24 protein-coding genes and 5 tRNA genes are annotated in these 23,619 nt (G+C 72.0%); 20 read left to right on the forward strand and 9 right to left on the reverse strand.

Features of this window, described 5'->3' with window-relative positions; genetic code table 11:
- Positions 1-6: 6 nt before the first annotated feature.
- The 9 genes from ACZ5NW_RS18815 (at position 7) to ACZ5NW_RS18855 (ending at position 3,969) form a co-directional block, all read left to right on the forward strand.
- A complete protein-coding gene (locus ACZ5NW_RS18815; protein ID WP_468744946.1) occupies positions 7-192 on the forward strand; it encodes a hypothetical protein in 186 nt (61 codons plus the stop codon).
- A 132-nt stretch (positions 193-324) separates the two neighbouring features.
- Positions 325-1,110 (forward strand): fumarylacetoacetate hydrolase family protein, encoded by a 786-nt coding sequence (locus ACZ5NW_RS18820; protein ID WP_468744947.1) that lies wholly within the window; start codon positions 325-327, stop codon positions 1,108-1,110.
- A complete protein-coding gene (gene gltX, locus ACZ5NW_RS18825) occupies positions 1,103-2,587 on the forward strand; it encodes a glutamate--tRNA ligase (protein ID WP_468744948.1) in 1,485 nt (494 codons plus the stop codon). Before ACZ5NW_RS18820 ends, gltX begins: the two co-directional genes overlap by 8 nt.
- Before the next feature lie 98 nt (positions 2,588-2,685).
- Positions 2,686-3,417: an HAD family hydrolase gene (locus tag ACZ5NW_RS18830; RefSeq protein WP_468744949.1), complete on the forward strand. Its 732-nt coding sequence runs from the start codon at positions 2,686-2,688 to the stop codon at positions 3,415-3,417.
- Between the two features lie 91 nt (positions 3,418-3,508).
- Positions 3,509-3,580: transfer RNA gene (locus ACZ5NW_RS18835), tRNA-Gln, on the forward strand.
- Positions 3,581-3,601: 21 nt separating this feature from the next.
- Positions 3,602-3,674: transfer RNA gene (locus tag ACZ5NW_RS18840), tRNA-Glu, on the forward strand.
- 29 nt (positions 3,675-3,703) lie between these two features.
- Positions 3,704-3,776: transfer RNA gene (locus ACZ5NW_RS18845), tRNA-Glu, on the forward strand.
- 20 nt (positions 3,777-3,796) lie between these two features.
- Positions 3,797-3,868, forward strand: a tRNA-Gln gene (locus ACZ5NW_RS18850).
- Positions 3,869-3,896: 28 nt separating this feature from the next.
- Positions 3,897-3,969, forward strand: a tRNA-Glu gene (locus ACZ5NW_RS18855).
- Between the two features lie 54 nt (positions 3,970-4,023).
- Here ACZ5NW_RS18855 and ACZ5NW_RS18860 read toward each other — a convergent pair.
- Complete coding sequence (locus ACZ5NW_RS18860; protein WP_468744950.1) at positions 4,024-4,668, reverse strand: MerR family transcriptional regulator; 645 nt, start codon at positions 4,666-4,668, stop codon at positions 4,024-4,026.
- A gap of 83 nt (positions 4,669-4,751) precedes the next feature.
- Here ACZ5NW_RS18860 and ACZ5NW_RS18865 point away from each other — a divergent pair, with 83 nt between their 5' ends.
- Positions 4,752-5,270, forward strand: coding sequence for a DUF4188 domain-containing protein (locus ACZ5NW_RS18865; protein ID WP_468744951.1), 519 nt, complete (start codon positions 4,752-4,754; stop codon positions 5,268-5,270).
- 85 nt (positions 5,271-5,355) lie between these two features.
- On the opposite strand, the gene ndgR is transcribed toward ACZ5NW_RS18865, so the two are convergent.
- Positions 5,356-6,072: an IclR family transcriptional regulator NdgR gene (ndgR, locus tag ACZ5NW_RS18870; RefSeq protein ID WP_468744952.1), complete on the reverse strand. Its 717-nt coding sequence runs from the start codon at positions 6,070-6,072 to the stop codon at positions 5,356-5,358.
- A gap of 209 nt (positions 6,073-6,281) precedes the next feature.
- Here ndgR and leuC point away from each other — a divergent pair, with 209 nt between their 5' ends.
- The 4 genes from leuC to ACZ5NW_RS18890 all read left to right on the forward strand — a co-directional run bounded on the left by leuC (position 6,282) and on the right by ACZ5NW_RS18890 (position 9,609).
- Positions 6,282-7,712, forward strand: coding sequence for a 3-isopropylmalate dehydratase large subunit (gene leuC / locus ACZ5NW_RS18875; protein ID WP_468744953.1), 1,431 nt, complete (start codon positions 6,282-6,284; stop codon positions 7,710-7,712).
- A 5-nt stretch (positions 7,713-7,717) separates the two neighbouring features.
- Positions 7,718-8,311 (forward strand): 3-isopropylmalate dehydratase small subunit, encoded by a 594-nt coding sequence (gene leuD, locus ACZ5NW_RS18880; protein ID WP_468744954.1) that lies wholly within the window; start codon positions 7,718-7,720, stop codon positions 8,309-8,311.
- A 286-nt stretch (positions 8,312-8,597) separates the two neighbouring features.
- Positions 8,598-8,828, forward strand: a complete 231-nt coding sequence (locus ACZ5NW_RS18885) for an SCO5555 family protein (RefSeq protein ID WP_468744955.1) — start codon at positions 8,598-8,600, stop codon at positions 8,826-8,828.
- Positions 8,829-8,964: 136 nt separating this feature from the next.
- The gene (locus tag ACZ5NW_RS18890; RefSeq protein ID WP_468744956.1) at positions 8,965-9,609 is read left to right on the forward strand and encodes an HU family DNA-binding protein; all 645 of its coding nucleotides are present in this window, start codon (positions 8,965-8,967) and stop codon (positions 9,607-9,609) included.
- A gap of 105 nt (positions 9,610-9,714) precedes the next feature.
- On the opposite strand, the gene ACZ5NW_RS18895 is transcribed toward ACZ5NW_RS18890, so the two are convergent.
- Positions 9,715-9,918, reverse strand: coding sequence for a hypothetical protein (locus ACZ5NW_RS18895; protein WP_468744957.1), 204 nt, complete (start codon positions 9,916-9,918; stop codon positions 9,715-9,717).
- A 10-nt stretch (positions 9,919-9,928) separates the two neighbouring features.
- A complete protein-coding gene (cofC, locus tag ACZ5NW_RS18900; RefSeq protein ID WP_468744958.1) occupies positions 9,929-10,567 on the reverse strand; it encodes a 2-phospho-L-lactate guanylyltransferase in 639 nt (212 codons plus the stop codon).
- Between the two features lie 216 nt (positions 10,568-10,783).
- On the opposite strand from cofC, the gene ACZ5NW_RS18905 reads away from it, so the two are divergent.
- From ACZ5NW_RS18905 to ACZ5NW_RS18915, 3 genes are read left to right on the forward strand one after another with little or no spacing between them, the layout of a single operon-like run.
- Positions 10,784-11,548: a lysophospholipid acyltransferase family protein gene (locus tag ACZ5NW_RS18905; protein WP_468744959.1), complete on the forward strand. Its 765-nt coding sequence runs from the start codon at positions 10,784-10,786 to the stop codon at positions 11,546-11,548.
- A complete protein-coding gene (locus tag ACZ5NW_RS18910) occupies positions 11,545-12,555 on the forward strand; it encodes an NAD(P)H-dependent glycerol-3-phosphate dehydrogenase (protein ID WP_468744960.1) in 1,011 nt (336 codons plus the stop codon). The genes ACZ5NW_RS18905 and ACZ5NW_RS18910 overlap by 4 nt, the downstream gene beginning before the upstream one ends.
- 58 nt (positions 12,556-12,613) lie before the next feature.
- Positions 12,614-13,771: a D-alanine--D-alanine ligase family protein gene (locus tag ACZ5NW_RS18915; RefSeq protein ID WP_468744961.1), complete on the forward strand. Its 1,158-nt coding sequence runs from the start codon at positions 12,614-12,616 to the stop codon at positions 13,769-13,771.
- A gap of 17 nt (positions 13,772-13,788) precedes the next feature.
- Here the strand turns inward: ACZ5NW_RS18915 and ACZ5NW_RS18920 are convergent, their stop codons facing one another.
- Both ACZ5NW_RS18920 and ACZ5NW_RS18925 read right to left on the reverse strand, forming a co-directional pair.
- Positions 13,789-14,274 (reverse strand): DUF3515 domain-containing protein, encoded by a 486-nt coding sequence (locus ACZ5NW_RS18920; protein WP_468744962.1) that lies wholly within the window; start codon positions 14,272-14,274, stop codon positions 13,789-13,791.
- Positions 14,275-14,294: 20 nt separating this feature from the next.
- On the reverse strand, positions 14,295-14,528 hold the full coding sequence (locus ACZ5NW_RS18925) for an Lrp/AsnC family transcriptional regulator (RefSeq protein ID WP_013000441.1): 234 nt from the start codon (positions 14,526-14,528) through the stop codon (positions 14,295-14,297).
- A gap of 206 nt (positions 14,529-14,734) precedes the next feature.
- On the opposite strand from ACZ5NW_RS18925, the gene ACZ5NW_RS18930 reads away from it, so the two are divergent.
- Positions 14,735-15,700: a thiamine-phosphate kinase gene (locus ACZ5NW_RS18930; RefSeq protein WP_468744963.1), complete on the forward strand. Its 966-nt coding sequence runs from the start codon at positions 14,735-14,737 to the stop codon at positions 15,698-15,700.
- Positions 15,697-16,488 carry a bifunctional hydroxymethylpyrimidine kinase/phosphomethylpyrimidine kinase gene (gene thiD, locus ACZ5NW_RS18935; RefSeq protein WP_468744964.1) on the forward strand — a complete coding sequence of 264 codons (792 nt, stop codon included), beginning with the start codon at positions 15,697-15,699 and terminating at the stop codon, positions 16,486-16,488. The genes ACZ5NW_RS18930 and thiD overlap by 4 nt, the downstream gene beginning before the upstream one ends.
- 94 nt (positions 16,489-16,582) lie before the next feature.
- On the opposite strand, the gene rpmB is transcribed toward thiD, so the two are convergent.
- Positions 16,583-16,768 carry a 50S ribosomal protein L28 gene (rpmB, locus tag ACZ5NW_RS18940; protein WP_003993230.1) on the reverse strand — a complete coding sequence of 62 codons (186 nt, stop codon included), beginning with the start codon at positions 16,766-16,768 and terminating at the stop codon, positions 16,583-16,585.
- 223 nt (positions 16,769-16,991) lie between these two features.
- Here rpmB and ACZ5NW_RS18945 point away from each other — a divergent pair, with 223 nt between their 5' ends.
- Complete coding sequence (locus ACZ5NW_RS18945; protein ID WP_468744965.1) at positions 16,992-18,761, forward strand: DAK2 domain-containing protein; 1,770 nt, start codon at positions 16,992-16,994, stop codon at positions 18,759-18,761.
- Positions 18,762-18,795: 34 nt separating this feature from the next.
- On the opposite strand, the gene ACZ5NW_RS18950 is transcribed toward ACZ5NW_RS18945, so the two are convergent.
- A complete protein-coding gene (locus tag ACZ5NW_RS18950; RefSeq protein ID WP_468744966.1) occupies positions 18,796-21,765 on the reverse strand; it encodes a tetratricopeptide repeat protein in 2,970 nt (989 codons plus the stop codon).
- Complete coding sequence (locus ACZ5NW_RS18955; RefSeq protein ID WP_468744967.1) at positions 21,765-23,591, reverse strand: HSP90 family protein; 1,827 nt, start codon at positions 23,589-23,591, stop codon at positions 21,765-21,767. Before ACZ5NW_RS18955 ends, ACZ5NW_RS18950 begins: the two co-directional genes overlap by 1 nt.
- Between the last annotated feature and the right edge of the window lie 28 nt (positions 23,592-23,619).

Raw genomic sequence — 23,619 nt, forward strand, 5'->3', positions numbered from 1 at the left:
ACAACAGTGAAGACGACTCCGATGTTCCGCAAGATCGCCAACCCGCGGCGCACCACGCTGGCCCACCTTCAGGACGCCGACGCCCTGAAGATCCCGCAGCAGCCGGAGCACTCCGTCGACCTGCCGACCCAGACCGCCAACCCCCGGCGCACCGTCCTCATGGAGCTCCCCGCCACGGCCTCCGCGCAGTAGTACGCGGCGCGGCCGCCGCATGTTCACGGCGGCCCGCCACGGATGTCAAGGGCGTCCCCGGCCGGGGACGCCCTTCCGCGTTAGCCTGGAGCGTCAGACTCCAGCCGCTTCAGTCAAGGGGCCAACCAACCCGTGCGCATCGCCAGGTTCTCCATCGACGGGAACGTCGCCTTCGGCGCGGTCGAGGGCGACAAGCCGGACGAGCTCGTCCTCGACATCATCAAGGGCATCCCGTTCGCGGACCACGAGCTCTCCGGCACGAAGGTGCCGCTGAGCAAGGTCCGACTCCTCCCGCCCGTGCTGCCCAGCAAGGTCGTGGCCTTCGGCCGCAACTACGCCGAGCACGCGAAGGAGCTCGGCAACGAGGTGCCGGACGCCCCGTTCGCCTTCCTCAAGCCGTCCACCTCGGTGATCGGCCCGGGCGACGACATCCAGTACCCGTCCTTCTCCTCCGAACTGCACCACGAGGCCGAACTGGCCGTGGTCATCGGCCGCATGTGCCGCGAGGTCCCGCGCGAGCGCGTCAAGGACGTGATCTTCGGATACACCTGCGCGATCGACGTCACCGCGCGCGACGTCCAGCGGCGCGAGAAGCAGTGGGCGCGGGCCAAGGGCTTCGACACCGCGTGCCCCCTCGGGCCCTGGGTGGAGACGGACCTGGACCTCGCCGCGGCGGGCGATCTCACCGTCCAGCTCACCGTCAACGGCCAGCAGCGCCAACTGGGCCGCACGAGCGAGATGATCCACTCCATCGAGGATCTGATCGTCAACATCACCGAGGCCATGACGCTGCTCCCCGGCGACGTGATCCTCACGGGCACCCCCGCTGGGGTCGGCCCCCTGGCTGTCGGCGACGAGGTCGCCGTCACCATCGAAGGCATCGGCACTCTCACCAACAAGGTTGTCAAGCGTGGCTAGCGCACCCGGCTCCCCCGTACGCGTCCGTTTCTGCCCCTCGCCCACCGGTAACCCCCATGTGGGCCTGGTCCGCACCGCCCTGTTCAACTGGGCGTTCGCCCGGCACCACCAGGGGACGCTGGTCTTCCGCATCGAGGACACCGACGCGGCCCGCGACTCCGAGGAGTCGTACAACCAGCTGCTCGACGCGATGCGCTGGCTCGGCTTCGACTGGGACGAGGGCCCCGAGGTCGGCGGCCCGCACGCGCCGTACCGCCAGTCGCAGCGCATGGACCTCTACGCCGATGTCGCGCAGAAGCTCCTCGCCGCCGGCCACGCGTACCACTGCTACTGCTCCCAGGAGGAGCTGGACACCCGCCGCGAGGCCGCCCGCGCCGCCGGCAAGCCGTCCGGCTACGACGGCCACTGCCGCGACCTCACGGACGCGCAGGTCGCCGAGTACAAGGCCCAGGGCCGCACCCCGATCGTCCGCTTCCGCATGCCCGACGAGACGATCACCTTCACGGACCTGGTCCGCGGCGAGCTCACCTTCACCCCGGAGAACGTGCCCGACTACGGCATCGTCCGCGCGAACGGCGCCCCGCTGTACACGCTGGTCAACCCGGTCGACGACGCCCTGATGGAGATCACCCACGTCCTGCGCGGCGAGGACCTGCTCTCCTCCACCCCCCGCCAGATCGCCCTGTACAAGGCGCTGATCGAGCTGGGCGTCGCCAAGAGCGTCCCGCGGTTCGGCCACCTGCCCTACGTCATGGGCGAGGGCAACAAGAAGCTCTCCAAGCGCGACCCGCAGTCGTCGCTGAACCTCTACCGCGAGCAGGGCTTCCTGCCCGAGGGTCTGCTCAACTACCTCTCGCTGCTGGGCTGGTCGCTCTCCGCCGACCAGGACATCTTCTCCATCGACGAGATGGTCGCGGCCTTCGACATCAAGGACGTCAACCCCAACCCGGCGCGCTTCGACCTCAAGAAGTGCGAGGCGATCAACGGCGACCACATCCGGCTGCTCGATGTGAAGGACTTCACGGAGCGCTGCCGCCCGTGGCTGAAGGCCCCGTTCGCCCCCTGGGCGCCGGAGGACTTCGACGAGGCGAAGTGGCAGCTCATCGCCCCGCACGCGCAGACCCGTCTGAGGGTCCTGTCGGAGATCACCGACAACGTCGACTTCCTCTTCCTCGCCGAGCCGGTCGTCGACGAGGCGAGCTGGGCGAAGGCGATGAAGGAGGGCAGCGACGCCCTGCTGCGCACGGCGAGGGAGAAGCTGGAGGCGGCCGACTGGACGTCCCCCGAGTCCCTCAAGGAGGCCGTCCTGGCCGCCGGCGAGGCCCACGGCCTCAAGCTCGGCAAGGCCCAGGCCCCGGTCCGCGTGGCCGTCACCGGCCGCACGGTCGGCCTGCCCCTCTTCGAGTCCCTGGAGATCCTGGGCAAGGAGAAGGCCCTGACCCGCATCGACGCGGCCCTGGCCAAGCTGACGGCCTGACCGCGCCCGCGCCTGTGAGGGGCGGCACCCGGATCTCCCGGGTGTCGCCCCTCATCCGTTCGCGGGCGGACCGGCCGTTCGGCGGTACCGTCGGTGCCATGACGATCAGAGCCGTGGTCTGGGACGTGGACGACACGCTGTTCGACTACACGACCGCCGATCGTGAGGGGATGCGTTCCCATCTGACCGCCGAGGGGCTGATCGAGGGGTACGAGAGCGCGGAGCGGGCCCTGGAGCGGTGGCGGGAGGTCACCGATCAGCAGTGGGCGCGGTTCGCGGCGGGGGAGATCAGCTTCGAGGGGCAGCGCAGGGACCGCGTACGGGTCTTCCTGGGCGCCGAACTGACCGACGCCGAGGCCGACGACTGGTTCCAGCGCTACATCGGGCACTACGAGGCCGCCTGGGCCCTCTTCCCCGACGTACTGCCGGTCCTCGACGCCCTCGCGGCCGGCTACCGGCACGGCGTGCTCTCCAACTCCAGCCTCACCGTGCAGGACCGCAAGCTGCGCGTGCTCGGCGTCCACCACCGCTTCGAGTCGATCCTGTGCGCCGCCGAGCTCGGCGTCTCCAAGCCCGAGGCCGCCGCCTTCCTCGCCGCCTGCGCCGCGCTGGACCTGCCCCCGCACGAGGTGGCCTACGTCGGTGACCACCCGGAGATCGACGGGCGGGGCGCCGCGGACGCCGGTCTGCTGTCGGTGTGGATCGACCGCTGTGGAGCCGCGGAGGTCCCCGCCGCCCCGTCCGGACGGCACCGGATCGCGACCCTCGCCGAACTGCCCGCGATCCTCGGCGCGGATACCCGTTTTGGAGCCCCGTCCACCTTCGGGTAATGTTCTTTCTGCGCCGCCGGGGAGCGGGCCGAAAGGCCGGGACCCGGGGGAGCGAACTAGAACAAGATCCCCTCCGGGGCTTGCGTTCCAGTGGCCTATGGTGTAATTGGCAGCACGACTGATTCTGGTTCAGTTAGTCTTGGTTCGAGTCCAGGTAGGCCAGCTCGCAGAGCTCATCTGCAAAGCCCCCGTTGTGTAGCGGCCTAGCACGCTGCCCTCTCAAGGCAGTAGCGCCGGTTCGAATCCGGTCGGGGGTACTGATCTCGATCAACTCGGGATCGCTAGGGCCCCCGTTGTGTAGCGGCCTAGCACGCCGCCCTCTCAAGGCGGTAGCGCCGGTTCGAATCCGGTCGGGGGTACTGACTGGTCTAAACCACATTGGTCTATGGTGTAATTGGCAGCACGACTGATTCTGGTTCAGTTAGTCTTGGTTCGAGTCCAGGTAGACCAGCTCGGACCTGCGGAAACGCAGTGTCCACGCCCCCGTTGTGTAGCGGCCTAGCACGCCGCCCTCTCAAGGCGGTAGCGCCGGTTCGAATCCGGTCGGGGGTACATCGGACGAAGGCCCTCCACCTCGGTGGGGGGCCTTCGTCGTACCCGGTCCGGCTAGGCGAAGCCGTACCGCCGCGTCGACTCCTCCTCCTGCGCCAGCCGGTGCAGCGCCTGGAGCAGCGGCTCGTTGAGGATCGCGCCCAGCACCGCGAACTCCACCCGCTCCGCCTCCGACGGATACGCCTCCATGTTGTCCAGGTCGAGCACGGCCGTCCGATGCATCAACTCTGCGTACGGCGCGAGCTGTTCGGCCCCCCACACATAGCCGAGCCGGCGGAACGCGGCCACCGCCACCACCAGCGAGCGGTGCGCCGGGGAGATGGTCGCGAGCGCCTTGGCGTTCTGCCAGCCGAGCCGGTCCAGGAGCGCCTCGACCTCCTCATGGGCGGCCCGCACATGCTCGTCGTCCCCCTCCGGCTCCGGCACCTGGGGCAGCGCCCACAGTGCGGCGCCCAGGCGCATCGAGCGGCCCAGGGAGTCGTCGTCCACATGCCCCAGCACCTCGCGCACCTTGGCCACCGGCACCCCGCCGACCTGGATCATCGCGCGCACCAGCCGCAGTCGGCGCAGGTGCTCCTCGTCGTACTCGGCGGTCGTCCGGTTGATCTGGCGGCCCGGCGTCAACAGCCCTTCGCGCAGGTAGTACTTGATCGTCGCGGTGGGCACCCCACTGCGCTCGCTGAGTTCCGCCAGCCGCATCTCTTGCGCCCTTCCTTGGTCAGTGCCACTATCCAAGCATCGAGCAGAAGGATAGTGCCGCTATCCGACGACAGGGGGCCGCGATGTTCGCGAAGCCGGTGCGGGGACGTACGACCGCGGACGCCGAGGGCGATGTGGTGGTCCTGCTGATCGGGATGCGGGTCAATCACTTCTGGGCAGTGCACCAGTGGCTGCCGGTCATGATGGCGATGTTCCGCATGCTGGGGGAGCTTGCGCGGAACCATGACCGGGGGCTGCTGGGGCGCGTGATGCTGACGGCCTCACCGCGGACGTACTACGTCGTCCAGTACTGGGAGTCCAAGGAGCGGCTCTACGCGTACGCGGCCTCGCCGGACATGTTCCATCACCGGGCCTGGGGGATCATCAACCGCAAGGAGCGCGCGGGCAAGGCGCGCGGGCACGTCGGGCTGTGGCACGAGACGTACGTGGTGCCCGAGGGGTCGTACGAGTCGATCTACTTCGACATGCCCGCCTTCGGGCTCGCGCGGGCGTACGGGCAGGTGCCGCTGGAGCGGCGGGGGCGCTCGGCCGAGGAGCGCTTCGCCCACCGGACGGCCGGGGCCGGGCAGCGAGCGAACTGACCAGGGGGATACGGGGGACCGGGGAGGGCCTGCCGCGGCGTTGAGGCGGGCCCTCCCCGGTGACGTCCCGGAGCAGAGGCGCGGGTCAGCCGGAGCGGCGCAGGGCCTCGGAGAGGCGGGCGGCCGCGTCGATGACGGCCTGGGCGTGCATCCGGCCCGGGTGGCGGGTCAGGCGCTCGATGGGTCCGGAGACGGAGACGGCGGCGACCACGCGGTTCGACGGGCCGCGCACGGGCGCCGAGACGGACGCGACGCCCGGCTCGCGCTCGCCGATGGACTGGGCCCAGCCGCGGCGCCGTACGCCCGACAGGGCCGTCGCCGTGAAGCGGGCACCCTGGAGACCGCGGTGCAGACGCTCGGGCTCCTCCCAGGCCATCAGGATCTGCGCCGAGGAGCCGGCCTTCATCGTGAGCGTCGAGCCGACCGGGACGGTGTCCCGAAGGCCGGACAGGCGTTCCGCCGCGGCGACACAGATGCGCATGTCGCCCTGGCGCCGGTAGAGCTGCGCGCTCTCGCCGGTGACGTCACGGAGGTGCGTGAGCACCGGGCCGGCGGTCGCGAGGAGGCGGTCCTCGCCGGCGGCCGCGGCCAGCTCCGCGAGGCGGGGGCCGAGAATGAAACGACCCTGCATGTCGCGCGCCACCATACGGTGGTGTTCCAGGGCCACGGCCAGACGATGGGCCGTGGGTCGAGCAAGTCCGGTGGCCGTGACCAGGCCCGCGAGGGTGGCCGGACCGGACTCCAGGGCGCCCAGGACAAGGGCTGCCTTGTCCAGAACGCCGACGCCGCTACTGTTGTCCATGAAACGATATTCCCGTCTCACTCTGTGAAACGCAAGTTCATTTTTCCGTGAGACGCGCAACCCTTGGATGCACAGCGGCCCGCAGACCAACGGGCCCGGCGGCGGCTGCCCCGGAAACAGGGAGCCCCGCCATGGAGGCCGCGCGGCTACGCCGCCTCCTCACGATCTCTAGTTGGGCCGGCGCACCTCTGCCGGCCGGAGGGAAAGCGATGGGTAGGACACTCGCGGAGAAGGTCTGGGACGACCACGTCGTCCGGCGCGCCGAGGGCGAGCCCGACCTCCTCTTCATCGATCTGCACCTGCTGCACGAGGTGACCAGCCCGCAGGCCTTCGACGGACTGCGGCAGAACGGTCGCCCGGTGCGCCGCCTCGACCTCACCATCGCGACCGAGGACCACAACACCCCGACCCTCGACATCGACAAGCCCATCGCCGACCCCGTCTCCCGCGCCCAGCTGGAGACCCTGCGCAAGAACTGCGCGGAGTTCGGCGTCCGGCTGCACCCGCTCGGCGACGTCGAGCAGGGCGTCGTGCACGTGGTCGGCCCGCAGCTCGGTCTGACCCAGCCCGGCACCACCGTGGTCTGCGGCGACTCGCACACCTCCACGCACGGCGCCTTCGGCGCGCTGGCGTTCGGCATCGGCACCTCGCAGGTCGAGCACGTGCTGGCCACCCAGACGCTGCCGCTGGCCCGCCCCAAGACCATGGCCATCACGGTCGACGGCGAGCTGCCCGAGGGCGTCACCGCCAAGGACCTGATCCTGGCGATCATCGCCAAGATCGGCACCGGCGGCGGCCAGGGCTACATCCTGGAGTACCGCGGCTCCGCCATCGAGAAGCTCTCGATGGAGGCCCGGATGACCATCTGCAACATGTCGATCGAGGCCGGCGCCCGCGCGGGCATGATCGCCCCCGACGAGACCACCTTCGCGTACCTCAAGGGCCGCCCGCACGCCCCCGAGGGCGAGGACTGGGACGCCGCCGTCGCGTACTGGAAGACGCTGAAGACGGACGACGACGCCGAGTTCGACGCCGAGGTCGTCATCGACGCCGCGTCGCTGTCGCCGTTCGTCACCTGGGGCACCAACCCCGGCCAGGGCGCGCCGCTTTCGGCGTCCGTCCCCGATCCGGCTTCGTACGAAGACGCTTCGGAGCGCCTCGCGGCCGAAAAGGCCCTGGAATACATGGGGTTGGAGGCCGGACAGCCGCTGCGCTCCATCAAGGTGGACACCGTCTTCGTAGGCTCCTGCACCAACGGCCGCATCGAGGACCTGCGCGCCGCCGCCGATCTGCTCAAGGGCCGCAAAGTCGCCGACGGCGTACGGATGCTGGTCGTCCCCGGCTCGGCGCGCGTGGGTCTGCAGGCCGTCTCCGAGGGCCTGGACGTGGTCTTCAAGGACGCCGGCGCCGAATGGCGGCACGCGGGCTGCTCGATGTGCCTCGGCATGAACCCCGACCAGCTGGCCCCGGGTGAGCGCTCCGCCTCCACCTCCAACCGCAACTTCGAGGGCCGGCAGGGCAAGGGCGGCCGTACGCACCTGGTGTCGCCGCAGGTCGCGGCCGCCACGGCCGTCCTGGGCCACCTGGCCTCCCCGGCCGACCTGTCCGACGCCGAGACCCGTACGCCCGCTGGAGTCTGAGAATCATGGAAGCCTTCACCACGCACACCGGCCGGGCGGTCCCGCTGCGCCGCTCGAACGTCGACACCGACCAGATCATCCCCGCTCACTGGCTCAAGAAGGTGACCCGGGACGGCTTCGAGGACGGGCTGTTCGAGGCCTGGCGCAAGGACGAGACCTTCATCCTCAACCGCCCGGAGCGCCAGGGCGCCACGGTGCTGGTCGCCGGCCCCGACTTCGGCACCGGCTCCTCCCGCGAGCACGCCGTCTGGGCGCTGCAGAACTACGGCTTCAAGGCCGTGATCTCCTCCCGCTTCGCCGACATCTTCCGGGGCAACTCGCTGAAGAACGGCCTGCTCACAGTGGTTCTGGACCAGAAGACCGTGGACGCGCTGTGGGCGCTCACGGAGGAGGACCCCGAGGCCGAGATCACCGTCGACCTCCAGGCCCGCGAGGTGCGCGCCAAGGGCATCACGGCCTCCTTCGAGCTGGACGAGAACTCCCGCTGGCGGCTGCTGAACGGGCTGGACGACATCTCCATCACCCTCCAGAACGAGGCCGACATCGCCGCCTACGAGGCGAAGCGCCCGTCGTACAAGCCGCGGACGCTCAAGGTCTGAGCGCCGGGCGCGGCGGATCCCCGGATCCGCTGCCGCCGGGTCGAGTTTCGGCCACCGCGACCCTCCCGCCGTACCCCCGATCGGACCGATCGGGGGTACGGCCGTTTTCGCGCCCGCGCGGCCCCCGTCACCGCACGGAATCTCCCCAACTTCCCACGTTAGAGCGGTGTTTGCCGGGGTACGCGGCTGCTGAGGGCAGGGCCCCCGCGGGGCCCAGGAGGGCCGTTCGAGGCGGCAGTTGCACCCTGGGCGGGCGACAACTCGCCCCAGATGGCACAATCTGTGCATGGAACACGACGGCCAACTCGAGCTCTATACGGCGGTCGCGAACCAGCTCAAGGAAGCGCACGCAAGAGTGCGCGCACTGCAAGTCCCGGAGGGCGTACGGATGGCGCTGACCCGGAAGCTGCTGGTCATTACGGCCGCGGCCAAGCACGATCTCGCCGATGCGACAAGGCGGCTGGAGCGGTTCATGGCGGACCTGGACGAGGGGCGCGTCCCCGGCGAGGAACGCTGAACACGCCACTGCGGCCGAGTCGGTTGCGGCACAAGGGTGATAAGCCCGTTTCGTGTTTGATTTGCGGTATATATCTGCCTAACGTGCGAAAAAGCTTGAACACTTTCGTTCTGGCGATGTCTCCGAAGGGGAAGACGTGAACAAGGCGCAGCTCGTAGAAGCGATTGCCGACAAGCTGGGAGGCCGCCAGCAGGCCGCCGACGCTGTCGACGCGGTCCTGGACGCCATCGTCCGCGCGACCGTCGCGGGAGACCGGGTCTCGGTCACCGGCTTCGGTTCGTTCGAGAAGGTCGACCGCCCGGCGCGCTACGCCCGCAACCCCCAGACGGGCGAGCGGGTTCGGGTCAAGAAGACCTCCGTTCCGCGCTTCCGCGCAGGCCAGGGCTTCAAGGACCTGGTCAGCGGCACGAAGAAGCTCCCGCGCGGCGGCGAGGTCGCCGTCAAGAAGGCGCCCAAGGGCAGCCTGACCGGCGGCGCGTCCGCGACGGTCAAGAAGGCCGCCGCGAAGAAGGCCACCAAGGCCACCGCGAAGAAGACCACCGCGAAGAAGGCGGCTCCGGCCAAGAAGACCACGGCCGCCGCCAAGAAGACCACGGCGAAGAAGACGACCGCCAAGAAGACCACGGCGACCGCCAAGAAGACGACGACGGCCAAGACCACCGCCGCCGCCAAGAAGACCACGGCGAAGAAGGCCCCGGCGAAGAAGGCGACCGCCAAGAAGGCCCCGGCCAAGAAGTCGACCGCGCGCAAGACCACCGCCAAGAAGACCGCCGCTCGCTGAGGCACGACTGAGGCACCACGGCACCCAGGGCACTCACACGCCGGGCCGGACTCCCAGACGGAGTCCGGCCCGCGGCGTTTTCCGGGAGATGGGGGTCCGCCCGGGTCAGAAGGTGTGCAGAGTGACCAGAGTGACGCGGCGGGAGGCGCCCTCGCCCTCCGTCTCGATCCGCACCCGCTGCCCGGGCCGCAGCAGCCGCAGCCCGCCCGCGTCGAACGCCGGGGCGTCGAACGGCACCGGCGTGCCGTCGTCGAGCAGCACCTGCCCGCTGCGGGTGTCGGGGTCGTACGTGTATGCGGTGGCCTGCATGACAGGCAGCCTACTGCCCCGCGATCAGCAGCCGCGCGCTCGCCGCGGCCGTCCGGGGACCCACCCCGAGCGCCAGCGCCACGCGCAGATCCCCGCCCGTGTCCACGTCCTGGCGCACGGAGTCCACCGCCGCGAGATCGAGTTCCCGCGCTCCCGAGGCCCGGTGCCGGGCCCGGGAATCCACCCCGAACGCGGGCAGCAATTCCTGCCCGGGGGCCGCCGCCAACAACGTCGTACCGATCTCCGCCGCGTCCGCGAGAAAAGCGCGCGGGAATTCCGCGGCCGCGTCCAGGACCCGCGCCAATTCCGCCGGGCGCAACGCCGGAAGATCGGCGTTCAGTGCCGCCACGGGGCTTTGGGGGCGCGAAGCCCGTACGGCGGCCGCCGCGTGCGTCAGAGCGGCGTTCAGGCCCGCGCGCGGGGCGTCGGGGACGATCCGGGCACCCAGCGCCGTGAGCTCCCGCGCGGCCAGCGCGTCGTCCGTGACGACCGCCACATCCCGCACCGCCGGCGAGGCCAGCGCGGCCGCCACCGTGTCCTGGGCGAACGCCAGCGCGAGCCCCGGCCGCAGCGTGTCGCCCGCGGCGTCCGCCAGCCTGCTCTTGGCCTGCGCCAAGGGCTTCAGGGGTATGACCAAGGTCCAGTGCACCGGCGTACCGCCCCTCTCTCCTCGCGGCCATTGTCACCCGCCCGAACCGCCCGCCCGGCGGCGGCGGACGAGGCCGGGCCGCCGGCGGGGGCGGTGACGCGAGACGGGCGGGCGTACGGTGTCCTCGACAGACCGGCGGCCCCGGGCGACACTTGTGCGGCCCCCCAGGCACCGGAGTCCCGGGAAGGCCCAGAGGAACTAGAGGAAGGTGTCCGCGTGCCCCGCCGCAGAATCGGCTTCTGGTACCGCTTCGCCGCGGTGATCTGCAAACCGCCGCTGGTGGCTCTGATCAAGCGGGACTGGCGCGGAATGGAGCACATTCCGGCCGAGGGCGGATTTATCACCGCGGTCAACCACAATTCCCACATCGACCCCTTCGCTTACGCGCACTACCAGTACAACACCGGACGTGTGCCGCGATTCCTGGCGAAGAGCGGGCTTTTCAAGAAGGGATTCGTCGGCGCCGCCATGCGCGGCACCGGGCAGATCCCCGTCTACCGCGAGTCCACCGACGCGCTCAGCGCCTTCCGCGCCGCGATCGACGCCGTGGAGCGCGGCGAATGCGTCGCCTTCTACCCCGAGGGCACCCTCACCCGCGACCCGGACGGCTGGCCGATGACCGCCAAGACCGGTGCCGCGCGCGTCGCCCTGCAGACCAAGTGCCCCGTCATCCCGGTCGCCCAGTGGGGCTGCAACGAACTGCTGCCGCCCTACGCCAAGAAGCCGAACCTCCTGCCGCGCAAGACCCACCACGTCCTCGCCGGCCCGCCCGTGGACCTCTCGCGCTTCTACGGCAGGGAGATGACCGCGGAGGTCCTCAAGGAGGCCACCGAGGTCATCATGGCGGCGATCACCCGCCAGCTGGAGGAGATCCGCGGCGAGAAGGCGCCCGAGACGCCCTACGACCCGCGCCGCGAGCGGATCGAGCAGCGGCGCAGGACCGAGGCGCAGTCGGGCCGGGAAGGGGAGAACGGCAAGTGAGCAAGCCTGTCAAGGCGGCGGTCCTCAGCGCCGGTTCGTGGGGCACGGCGTTCGCCATGGTGCTGGCCGACGCCGGGTGCGAGGTCACCCTGTGGGGGCGGCGCGCGGAGGTGGTCGAGGCCATCAACTCCGGCCGGACGAACCCCGACTACCTGCCCGGCGTGGAGCTCCCGGCGAACGTGCGGGCCACCACCGATCCCGCCGAGGCCACCGCGGGCGCCGACTTCACGGTCCTGTCGGTGCCGTCCCAGACCCTGCGCGACAACCTCGCCGCCTGGGTGCCGCTGCTGGCGCCCGACACGATCCTCGTCTCCCTGATGAAGGGCGTCGAACTCGGCTCCGCCATGCGGATGAGCGAGGTCATCGAGGACGTCGCCAAGGTCGGCCACGACCGCATCGCCGTCGTCACGGGCCCCAACCTCGCCCGCGAGATCGCCTCCCGCATGCCGGCCGCGGCCGTCGTCGCGTGCACCGACGAGAGCGTCGCCCAGCGGCTCCAGGCCGCCTGCCACACGCCGTACTTCCGCCCGTACACCAACACGGACGTGGTCGGCTGCGAACTGGGCGGCGCGGTCAAGAACGTCATCGGTCTCGCCGTCGGCATCGCGGACGGCATGGGCCTCGGCGACAACGCCAAGGGCTCGCTCATCACCCGCGGACTCGCGGAGACCACCCGGCTCGGCCTCGCCATGGGCGCCGACCCGCTGACCTTCTCCGGACTCGCCGGCCTCGGCGACCTGGTGGCGACCTGCTCCTCGCCGTTGTCGCGGAACCACACCTTCGGCACCAACCTCGGCAGGGGCATGACGCTCCAGGAGACCATCGCGGTCACCAAGCAGACCGCCGAGGGCGTCAAGTCGTGTGAGTCCGTGCTGGATCTGGCCCGCCGGCACGGTGTCGACATGCCCATCACCGAGACGGTCGTCGGCATCGTGCACGAGGGCAAGCCCCCGGTGGTCGCCCTCAAGGAACTGATGTCGCGCAGCGCCAAGCCCGAACGACGCTGAGCGACGGCCCCGGGGGAAGCTAGGACCGGGCAGTACCAGCGGGTACTCTCAACGCGATATGAGCACCGAGAACCTCCCCCAGAGCCCCGAGCGGGCCGCCCGCAAGCCGCGGGTGGCCGTCGTGTTCGGCGGGCGCAGCTCCGAACACGGGATCTCCGTGGTCACCGCCGGCGCCGTCCTCAAGGCCATCGACCGGACGCGGTACGAGGTCCTGCCGATCGGCATCACCCAGGACGGCCGGTGGGCGCTCACCGCCGACGAGCCGGAGCGCATGGCGATCACCGACCGCCGCACGCCCAGCGTCGACGAACTGGCCGAGAACGGCGAGGGCGGCGTGGTGCTCCCCGTCGACCCCGCCAACCGCGAAGTCGTCTACAGCGAGCCGGGATCGGTCCCCAAGGCGCTCGGCGAGGTCGACGTCGTCTTCCCGGTGCTCCACGGCCCCTACGGCGAGGACGGCACCCTGCAGGGCCTCCTGGAGCTCTCCGGCGTCCCGTACGTGGGCTCCGGCGTGCTCGCCTCGGCCGTCGGCCAGGACAAGGAGTACATGAAGCGGGTGTTCACCTCCTTCGGGCTCAAGGTCGGCCCGTACGTGGTGATCCGGCCGCGCGAGTGGCAGCAGGACGAGTCGGCCGCCCGCAAGAAGATCGTCGACTTCGCCGGCGAGCACGGCTGGCCGCTCTTCGTGAAGCCCGCGCGCGCGGGTTCGTCGATCGGCATCACCAAGGTCGACGACCTGTCCGGCCTGGACGAGGCCATCGCCGAGGCCCAGCGGCACGACCCGAAGATCCTCGTCGAGGCCGCGCTGCGCGGTCGCGAGATCGAGTGCGGCGTGCTGGAGTTCGAGGACGGCCCGCGCGCCTCGGTGCCCGCGGAGATCCCGCCGCCGGACGCGCACGCGTACTACGACTTCGAGGCGAAGTACATCGACTCCACGCCCGGTCTCGTCCCGGCCCCGCTGACCCCCGAGGAGACGGCGGAGGTCCAGCGTCTCGCGGTGGACGCCTTCGAGGCGGCGAGCTGCGAGGGCCTGGTCCGCGCGGACTTCTTCCTCACGGAGGACGGCGAGTTCGTGATCAACGAGATCAACACGATGCCCGGCTTCACCCCCATCTCGATGTACCCCCAGATGTGGCAGGCGACGGGCGTCGACTACCCCGAGCTGGTGGACCGCCTGATCCAGGCGGCACTGCGCAGGTCCACGGGCCTCAGGTAGCGCGTCGCCCACGGCCTCTAGTCGGCGATTCCCTCCGGCACCGCTTTCTTGACGGCCGGCGCCAGATCCACCAACGGCGCCAGGCCGTCCCCGGTCCGCTTCGAGGGAATCGTCACCTCGACGTACGCCTTCCGCAGCGTCGACGTGAACCGGAACGACCCGTCGCCCCGCTTCTCCAGCAGCCAGCCCACCCCGTCCACCTCGACGCCGTCGGCCTCCGGATCGGACATCTTCTCGGGCCGCTCGACACCGCAGCGCAGTATGATCGCCGGGTTCCCCCAGCCCGCGGTCAGCGCGGACGCGGGTGAGGGATCACGGTGATCGAGACCGTCGACCTCGGACGGCAGCTCCTTGTCCAGGTTCTCGCAGATCCTGGTGACGTTCGCGCCCGGGTCGGGAACCGCGGCCCGGACGCTGCCGTCACCTGAGGAGCAGCCCGCGGCGGCGAGCAGCGGCAGGGCGAGCGCGGGCAGACCGAGAAGCCGGTGGCGCGATGTGGTCACCGGCCAAGGGTAGACGGGGGCTACAGATGCACGACCGGGCAGGTCAGGGTACGGGTGATCCCGTCCACCTGCTGGACCTTGGCGACCACCAGTCGGCCGAGGTCGTCGACCGTGTCGGCCTGGGCCCGCACGATCACGTCATAGGGCCCGGTCACGTCCTCTGCCTGGACGACACCGGGAATCTTGCTGATCGTCTCGGCGACGGTCGACGCCTTGCCGACCTCCGTCTGGATCAGGATGTACGCCTGTACCACGGAACCTCCAGGGCGGCCACGAGGATCATGTGGGGAAAAGGAACGCCACGGTATCGCGTCGCCGCTCGCCGCGGGGAGACCTGCGCGGACCACGGCTCACGTGCCGGAGTGCAGGCACGACTGAAGTTGACGGTCACATCGACCGTATCGAGGACACTGGTCCTGCGCGACCGGGCACGAACTGGGACAGAAGGGGCGTAAGGGCAATGAAGGGCACTGTTGGTGAGCTCGGCGAGTTCGGGCTCATCAGGGAGCTCACCTCCCGGCTCACCACCACCCCGGCGGTGCGGGTCGGCCCCGGCGACGACGCCGCGGTGGTGGCCGCGCCCGACCGCCGGGTCGTGGCCAGCACGGACATCCTCCTGGAGGGCCGGCACTTCCGCCGCGACTGGTCCACGGCCTACGACGTGGGCCGCAAGGCCGCCGCCCAGAACCTCGCCGACATCGCCGCCATGGGCGCCGTACCGACCGCGCTGCTGCTCGGGCTCGTGGTGCCCGCCGAACTGCCGGTGACCTGGCCCACCGAGCTGATGGACGGCCTGCGCGACGAGTGCCAGGTCGCGGGCGCCTCCGTGGTCGGCGGCGACGTCGTACGCGGCGACTCGATCATGGTGTCGATCACCGCCCTCGGCGATCTGCGCAACCAGGAGCCCGTCACCCGGGCCGGCGCCCAGCCCGGCGACCTCGTCGCGGTCACCGGCTGGCTGGGCTGGTCCGCGGCCGGGTACGCGGTGCTCTCCCGGGGCTTCCGCTCGCCGCGCGCCTTCGTCGAGGCCCACCGCCGCCCCGAACCGCCGTACCACGCGGGCCCGGCGGCCGCCGCGCTCGGCGCGACCGCGATGTGCGACGTCAGCGACGGACTGATCGCCGACCTCGGGCACATCGCCGAGGCCAGCAAGGTCCGGATCGACATCCGCTCCGGCGCGATCGACATCCCGTCCCAGATGAACGACATCGGACAGGCCGTCGGCGTCGACCCCATGCAGTGGGTGCTCAGCGGGGGCGAGGACCACGCCATCGTGGCGACCTTCCCGCCGGACGTGAAGCTGCCCGCCCGCTGGAAGGTGATCGGCGAGGTCCTCAACCCGTCCGCGCTGCCCCAGGTGACCGTCGACGGGGCGCCGTGGACCAGCAAGGGCGGCTGGGACCACTTCGGCGACATCGAGTCATGATCCCCCGCGTGCTCACCGTGGCGGGCTCCGACTCCGGCGGCGGCGCCGGGATCCAGGCCGACCTCAAGACGATGCTCGCGCTCGGTGTGCACGGCATGAGCGTGATCACCGCGGTCACCGCGCAGAACTCGACGGGCGTGCAGGGGGCTTGGGAGCTCCCGGTGGAGGCGGTGCGGGCCCAGTACCGCAGTGTCGTGGACGACATCGGCGTCCAGGCCGTGAAGACCGGGATGCTGTCCTCGGCCGAACTCGTCGAGGCCGTCGCCGAGTTGATCGGCGCCACGGACGCGCCGGCGGTCGTGGACCCCGTCGGCGTCTCCAAGCACGGCGACTCCCTGCTGGCGGCCGCCGCGCTGGACTCGGTCCGCGAGCGACTCCTGCCGGCCGCCACGGTCGCCACGCCGAACCTCGACGAAGTGGCGCAGCTCACCGGCGTACGCGTCGAGGAGGAGGCCGATCTGCGGGAGGCCGCGGCGGCGGTGCTGTCGTACGGGCCGCGCTGGGTGCTGATCAAGGGCGGCCATCTGCCCGGTGACGCCGTGGACCTGCTCACCGACGGCAGCGAGGAGCACTGGCTGCGCGCGCCCCGGCACGACAACCGGCACACCCACGGCACGGGCTGCACCCTCGCGTCGGCGATCGCGTCACATCTCGCCCGGGGCCGGTCCGTGCCGGAGGCGGTGACGGCGGCCAAGGAGTATGTCACCGGGGCGATCGCGGCGGGCTTCGCGCTCGGCGGGGGGATCGGTCCGGTGGACCACGGCTGGGCCCTCGGCACGCGCGCGTGACCGGCGCCCGCCCGGAGACAGCAGAAAGCCGGCCCACCAGAGGTGGACCGGCTCCCGTGCAGCGAACCAGCGTGGCCGCGCGCTTAGACGATCGTCAGCGCGAGACCTTGCCGGCCTTGATGCACGAGGTGCAAGCGTTCACGCGCTTCGGCGTCCCGCCGACCACGGTACGGACGCGCTGGATGTTGGGGTTCCAGCGACGGGACGTACGGCGGTGCGAGTGCGAGATGTTGTTGCCGAAGCCCGGGCCCTTGCCGCAGACGTCGCAGTTGGCAGCCACGGGTCACTCCAAAGACTTCAGATGCACTTACGGATAACCCCGGCATGCCGGGATCGAGATCTAGGATCTGAGTGGCGGTGCCAGGGGGAGAGCCCGATCTGGATCGGGCAACCGGAGCAGCATACAACGGCTGCGTCCGTACAACGAAACTACCATGGTCGATCCGGGGCCTGCCCGCCCTGGGTCTACGCTGCGTCCAGTTCAGGATCTCAAGGAGGCGCAGGTGGCGCAGGTGCCGCAGACATTCTTCGATGCTCTCGCGGTGCGCACCTGGTGCGGTCTCGCGCTCGGCGCGCTCGGCCGGGCCCGCGAGGAGATAGACGCGATCAACGTCTACCCGGTCGCGGACGGCGACACCGGCACGAACCTGTATCTGACGGTCGAGTCCGCCGCGACGGCGGTCGAGGCCGTCTTCGCCGGGTACGAGACGGGGGCGGGGCGGGGCGGGGGCGCCGATCGCGGGGGCGTGGAGCGCGGGGGCGCTGCACCCGAGCACGACGCTCACGTGGGGATCCCCTCGCTCGCCGATGCCGTGCGGGCGATGGCGCACGGGGCGCTGATCGGGGCACGGGGGAACTCCGGGACGATCCTGGCGCAGCTGCTGCGTGGCATGGCCCAGGTGCTCGCCGCCGACGACGCGACCCCGCACACCGACGGCCGGGGTCTCGGCCTCGCCCTGCGGCATGCCGCCGACTCCGCCCGCCGGGCCGTGGCCCATCCCGTGGAGGGCACGGTCCTGTCGGTGGCCTCCGCCGCCGCCGACGCGGCCGGGGGAGCGGAGGGCGACTGCGGGACCGTCGCCCGGGCCGCCTACCGGGGAGCGTGCGCCGCCCTGGCCGCGACCCCGGCCCAGCTGGCCGTCCTGGAGCGGTCCGGGGTGGTCGACGCGGGCGGGCGCGGTCTGGTGGCGGTCCTCGGGGCCCTGGTGGAGACGTTCACCGGGGAGGTGCCGGGAGCGGCGGCGGTCGGTTCCCCGGCGTTCTCCTCGACGCACGCGCGCGTGGAGCCGCTGGGCCTGATGGAGGCGATCGGTCCCGCGGCCGTGCCGGGCGGCTGCGCGGAGGCCGGCGGTCCCGCGTTCGAGGTGATCTACCTGCTGGAGGCCGAGGACGCCGCGGTCGAGCGATTGCGGCGGCGGCTGGACGCCCTGGGCGACTCCCTCGTCGTGGTGGGCGGCGACGGTCTGTGGAACGTCCATGTGCACGTCGACGACGCCGGCGCCGCCGTGGAGGCCGGCGTCGAGGCCGGGCGGCCCTACCGGATCCGCATCACACACTTCGCCGCGGACGACGTGCACGCCGCGCGCGGGGAGCGGCCGCCCCGGGAGCGCGTCCAGCGCGCCGTCGTCGCCGTCGTGCCCGGCGAGGGCCTGGCCGGGCTGTACGCCGAGGCCGGCGCGACCACCGTGCTCGCGCGCCCCGGGGAGCCGCCCGCCAGCGGGGAGCTCGTCGAGGCCGTACGGCGGGCCCACGCGCGCGAGGTCGTGCTGCTGCCCAACGACGCCGAACTGCGTCACACCGCCGCGGCGGCCGCCGAGCAGGCCCGCACCGAGGGCATCCGCGTGGCCCTCATCCCGACGCGCTCCGCGGTGCAGGGCATCGCCGCGCTCGCCGTGCACGAGCCCGAACGCCGTTTCGACGAGGACGTCGTCTCCATGACCTCGGCGGCCGGCGCCACCCGCTACGCCGAGGTCGCCGTCGCCGAACGCCAGTCGTGGACCATGGCCGGCATCTGCCAGGCCGGTGACGTCCTCGGCCTCATCGACGGCGATGTCGCGGTGATCGGCGCGGACGTCACCGCGGCCGCCGAGACCGTCCTGGACCGCATGCTCGCGGCGGGCGGCGAACTGGTCACCCTGGTCCTCGGCGACGAGGCGCCCGAGAGCATCGCCGAACACCTTGAGGCACGGGTACGGGAGACGTACCTCGCCGTCGACACGGTGGTGTACCGGGGCGGCCGCCAGGGAGCGCTCCTCCTGATCGGCGTCGAGTAGACGGCGAGCCGACAGGGACCCGTCCTGCCCGCCCCTACTGCGCCCCCTGCCCCTCCTGCTCCCTCGCCGTCTGCAACAGCTGTTCCGCCTCCGCCCGGCGCGCCTGGACCGTGTCGTCGTCGGCGTCCTCGCCGTCCTCGGCCGCTCCGTCGTCCTCGCCGCCGTACGCCGCCAGCACCGCACGCGCGCGTGCCGCGGCCCGCGCGGGCCGGCCGAGGTCGGTCTCCAGCCACCCGGCGGCCAGCTCCGCGCCCGTGCGCGCGTGCAGCGCCTCCTCGCCCAGCGGCGCGAACACGGCGACCGCCTCGGCCATCTGCGTCAGCGCCTCCTCCAGGCCGGCCTGGATGGACTCGTCGTCGGCGTCCTCCGACGCGGAGCGGGCCAGCAGGTCGCCGAACTGGCGGTGGGTGTGCCCGAGTTCGACGACGAGCCGCACCCGGGCCTCCTCGTCAGCGTCCTCCATCTCGCCCAGCGCGTCCGCGCACGCACCGATCGCGCTCGCCATCAGCTCCCGTGCGCCCCGCGCCCCGTCGGGGGAGCGCAGCGCCAGCCACGCGCGGGCGCGCAGGGAGCGCACCAGGCCGTGCGGGTTGCCGAGGGAGCGCCACAGCTCACCCGCGCGCTCGTACGCCTGGTCCGCCTCGGCGTGCAGTCCCGCCTGGCCCAGGGACTCGGCGGCCAGATGCGCGAGCGTGGCGTGGTCGTGCTGCTCGGGCCAGTGCCGGGCGATCTCCGCGGCCTGAAGCCGGCGTTCGGCGCTGGCCCGGTGCTCCCCGAGCTCGCTCAGACAGTCCGCCAGCCACCACTGCGTCTGTACGACGGCCCCGTCGCCGTGGGTCTCGGCGCTCACGTCGGCCAGCGCCGACTCCAGGACCTCCGCGGCCTCCGCCCACCGGCCCTGCCGGACCAGGAACCCGCCGAGCTGGTGGCGGGCCCACGCGCCGAACGTGGGGCCCTCGCCGGCCTCGTCGGCCCAGTGCGCCGCCTCCAGGGCGTGCTCGGCGGCCTCCGCGGTCCGGCCCAGGCCACCGACGACCTCGGCGAGCTGAAGGTTCAGCTGGGCCCGTCCGACCGGCTCCAGATACGGCCCGCCGTGCTCCAGCGCCGCCCGCAGCGCCCGCTCCGCCTCGACGACATCGCCGAGATGGTGCGCAAGAGCCGCCAGCCGGGCCTCGTACTCGACCGCGAACCAGGGCAGCCCGGCCCCGACGAACTCCGCCGCCGCGCGCGCGAACAGCCGCGCGCCCCGCTCCACGTCCCCGGCGTGCGCCGCGAGCTCCGCCAGCATGGCGTGCCCCTCGGCGACCCGCGCGGCCAGCCGCACGTCGTCCCCGGCCCGCCCCTCGACGAGCGCGAGCAGTTCCCGTACGGCCGACTCGGCGTCCGTCAGGGCGTCGTCCCCGACGGGCCCGTCGGCCTCGTTGACCCGGCGCATCAGGATCCGCGCCCGCCCGATCAGCACGCCCGCCGCCTGCCGCACCCCGGTGCCGTCCTCGGCGTACAGGGCGAGGACCGCGTCGTACGGCCCGGCGATCGCGTCGAGGGCGCCCTCGACGTCGCCCGCCAGAGCGCGCACGTACGCCGCACGCGCGCGTGCCGCGAGGGCCTCCCCGGGGTCGCCGGCCTCCTCGTACAGCCCGGCGGCCCGCTCGAACGTTTCGGCACCCTCCGGGCCCCTCCCCATCGCCTCGTGGTCGGCGATCTCGGCCCGGTCCCGCGCGTCCAGGTCGACGCCCTCGGCGGCCCGGGCCACGGCCGCCCACGCCTCCATGGCGTTCGGCCGCAGGGAGTCGGACAGCTCCCGGGCCTCGGCGAGCAGCGCGGCCAGATCCCGTTCCCCGGCGGGCTCCGCGGCCGGAGCCGGCCGCACCGGCGCGGCGGCCGGCGGGCGCGCCGCGCGCACCCCCAGGGGCAGCCGCTCCACCAGCGGACGCTGCGCCATCCGCGCGCGTGCCTGCTCGCTGACGTACGCCGTGCCGTTGCGCGCGTCGAAGCGGGCCGCCAGCGCCAGGGCCTCCGCGCGCGCGTGCGCGGAGAGCTCGGCCGCCGTCCACGCCCGCCCGGCCGGACCCGGCACCCGCTGCCCGTCCAGTCCCAGCTCGCACAGCCGGTCCATGAGCAGCGTCACCACGCACAGGAACTCCAGCTTGCTGCGCGGATGCCCGTCGTCCGTGAAGTACGCCGGCCGCTCCGCCAGCAGTTCGAGACCGCGCGCCTCATTGCCGGACAGCGCGCAGAACTCCACGTGGTCGGCGTACGCGCCGCGCATGCTCTCCATGGCCCGTACCAGCCGGAAGCCGCGCAGATGGTTCGCGCGGGCCTCCTCCGTGCGGCCCAGCCGCAGCAGCGGCAGCAGCGACGACGCGAGCACCGTGTGCGGCTCGTGCGCGCACGTGTACGCGCCCTCCAGCACCGGCCGCCACAGCGCCAGCGCCTCCTCGTCCTGTCCGCGCTCGGCACGCCACCAGCCCTGCCCGTGCAGCTCGCACGCGTGGCAGTCGGCCATGCTGTCCCGGTCCGCCGCCAGCCAGGCCGCGAACGCCCGCTCGGCCCGCGCCACATCGCCCACATGCGCGGCCACACTCAACTCGGCGCTCCGCACCGCCCGTTCGGAGTGCCCGGCCAGCCGGTAGCGGTGCTCCATCTCGCCGAGCCACTTCTCGATGGACGCCAGCGGCACATGCGGCTGGTCGAGCATCCCGGCCGACATCCACTTGAACACCCAGTGCAGCGAGTGCGTCTCGAACTCGTCGAAGTCCTCCGGTCGTTCGTCCCACATGCGCAACAGCCGCGCGAACGGGACGAACATCTTGTCCTTCTCGGAGCTGTAGTTGTAGACCTTCAGCTGGTGCCCGAGCGCCTCGATCACCGCGAGCGGGACGTTCAGCTTCTCGGCCGCCGCCAGCAGCTGCTCCGCGCGCGCGTTGCGGGCCGGACCCTCCGGCTGCTCGGAGTTCTCCGCCATCGCCCGGCGCAGGGAGTCGAAGTCGGCGATCTCACCCATCACTGCCCCTCCTCACCGTGGGTGGCCCACTCCAGCAGGCCGATGAACGCGCGGTTCAGCAGCGCCGAGTCCGCCGGCCGGAGCGGCCGCTGCGCCATCAGCAGCGCCTGCCCGTACAGCGACTCCGTCGCGGTGCCGATCAGCTCCGGGTCCTTCAGCGAACTGATGCGCCGGATCAGCGGGTTGAGATGGTTGAGCACCAGACGCGCGCGGGGCGCGCCGCCGCGCAGCGAGCCGAGGATGCCCGCCCACAGGTCGTCCGCCCGCGCCTCGGCCTCCGCCCGCGCCTGCTCGTGCCGGGCCGACCGGTCGTCCAGGTGCAGCGCGGGCACCGACAGCGGATGGAAGGCGCGCAGCACCACATCGCAGCCCAGCGCGTCCAGCTTCGCCCGCGCGGCCGCCAGAAAGCCCGACAGGGCCAGCTCCTCCGCCGGATCGACGGCGTCCAGATGCGCGGTCACGGTGTCCGCGTCGAGCTCGGCGACCACCGTCCCCGGGCGCACCGACGGCAGGGCTTCGACCAGCTCGCTGTCGTAGGTGTAACCGCCGTTGACGACACCGATGCCCTGCGCGGACGCGATGGGCGCGACCTGCCGGTACTCCTCCACCGTGCGCGTGAAGTGCACCACCGGGTGCCGCTGCGCGAACTCCTCCAGCGACAGCCGCCCGTCGGTCGTCTCGAACGGCAGCCACGGCAGCATCGTGCGCAGCATCTCCGCGTCGTGCCGCGCCAGCGACTTCACGCCCAGGTAGTGCACCGACAGGAAGGCCGCCAGCCGCTCCGGATCACCCGCGGCGAGCCCGGTCAGCCAGGACCTGATCCGCTCGCCCAGCGCCTCCCGTACGGCGGCCAGCGTCTCGTCCTCGTACAGCGACTCGCGCGACGCGGTGGGCCGCAGGCTGTCGGTGTCCAGGACGCAGCGCACGAAGAACGCCCAGTCCGGCAGCAGCTGTTCGGCCCGGTCGGTCAGCAGCATGCCCTTGAGATGCACCCGGTGCCCCGCCCGCTGCGCCGGGCTCACCGCCGACGGCAGCACATGGGCCACCCCGCGGATCCCCGCCAGCGGCACCGACAGGTCGATCGTGTCCAACGGTGTGAAGCCGAACAGCTCGTGGCAGTGCCGGGCCAGCGCGACCCGGCGGTTGGCCGGGGAGGGGTAGGGGCGGTCCCAGGGCGCCGGCAGATCGGTGACCGCCTCCCCGTCCACCCGCACGTCGTACGGCAGGAGCGAGCCGAAGTCCCGCGCCAGCGTCAGTACGCGCGCGGGCGCGAGCCACTCCCCGGCGCCCGCCCGCGCCGTCAGGTGCACGGTCGTGCCGGGTTCGGGGCGGGCGTCCCGCGGCAGGGTCCGCACGGTGTACGACCCGTCGTCGCACGCCGTCCACTCCACGGGCGGCGCGTCCGGCGTACGGGCGCTGCGGCTGACCACCCGGATCCGCTCGGCCACCACGAAGCAGGCCAGCAGCCCGATGCCGAACTGCCCGAGGAAGTCGGAGCGGGCCTCCTGGAGCCCCTCCGCCCGCTTGGAGCTGCGGCCGATCGTCGCGAGGAGGTCGTGCACGTCCGACTCGGTGAGTCCGACGCCGGAGTCCTCGATCCGCAGGGCGCCCCCTCCGGCGTACAGCCGCACCCGCGCCGGAGCGTCGGGCTCCGCGGCCCGCCGGGCGGTGATCGCGTCCACGGCGTTCTGCAGCAGCTCGCGCAGATAGACCTTGGGGCTCGAATAGAGGTGATGGGACAGCAGGTCCACCAGACCACGCAGGTCGACCTGGAACGTATGAGGTGACGGTGTTGCCTGGGATGACTGTGAGGTCTGGGAGTCCATCGTGGCTGCGCCGGTGGGGGGACTGCGC

Source organism: Streptomyces sp. NPDC032126 (assembly GCF_055580085.1).

What these genes read in the sequence shown, in the direction of transcription:
- ACZ5NW_RS18865 (WP_468744951.1), top strand. Translation starts at nt 4,752, where the DNA reads ATGTTCGCGAAGCCGGTGCGGGGACGTACGACCGCGGACGCCGAGGGC.
- ACZ5NW_RS18930 (WP_468744963.1), top strand. Translation starts at nt 14,735, where the DNA reads ATGAAGGGCACTGTTGGTGAGCTCGGCGAGTTCGGGCTCATCAGGGAG.
- ndgR (WP_468744952.1), bottom strand. Translation starts at nt 6,072, where the DNA reads ATGGACAACAGTAGCGGCGTCGGCGTTCTGGACAAGGCAGCCCTTGTC.
- ACZ5NW_RS18915 (WP_468744961.1), top strand. Translation starts at nt 12,614, where the DNA reads ATGAGCACCGAGAACCTCCCCCAGAGCCCCGAGCGGGCCGCCCGCAAG.
- ACZ5NW_RS18950 (WP_468744966.1), bottom strand. Translation starts at nt 21,765, where the DNA reads ATGGGTGAGATCGCCGACTTCGACTCCCTGCGCCGGGCGATGGCGGAG.
- ACZ5NW_RS18895 (WP_468744957.1), bottom strand. Translation starts at nt 9,918, where the DNA reads ATGCAGGCCACCGCATACACGTACGACCCCGACACCCGCAGCGGGCAG.
- ACZ5NW_RS18955 (WP_468744967.1), bottom strand. Translation starts at nt 23,591, where the DNA reads ATGGACTCCCAGACCTCACAGTCATCCCAGGCAACACCGTCACCTCAT.
- leuC (WP_468744953.1), top strand. Translation starts at nt 6,282, where the DNA reads ATGGGTAGGACACTCGCGGAGAAGGTCTGGGACGACCACGTCGTCCGG.
- thiD (WP_468744964.1), top strand. Translation starts at nt 15,697, where the DNA reads ATGATCCCCCGCGTGCTCACCGTGGCGGGCTCCGACTCCGGCGGCGGC.
- ACZ5NW_RS18830 (WP_468744949.1), top strand. Translation starts at nt 2,686, where the DNA reads ATGACGATCAGAGCCGTGGTCTGGGACGTGGACGACACGCTGTTCGAC.
- ACZ5NW_RS18860 (WP_468744950.1), bottom strand. Translation starts at nt 4,668, where the DNA reads ATGCGGCTGGCGGAACTCAGCGAGCGCAGTGGGGTGCCCACCGCGACG.
- leuD (WP_468744954.1), top strand. Translation starts at nt 7,718, where the DNA reads ATGGAAGCCTTCACCACGCACACCGGCCGGGCGGTCCCGCTGCGCCGC.
- ACZ5NW_RS18885 (WP_468744955.1), top strand. Translation starts at nt 8,598, where the DNA reads ATGGAACACGACGGCCAACTCGAGCTCTATACGGCGGTCGCGAACCAG.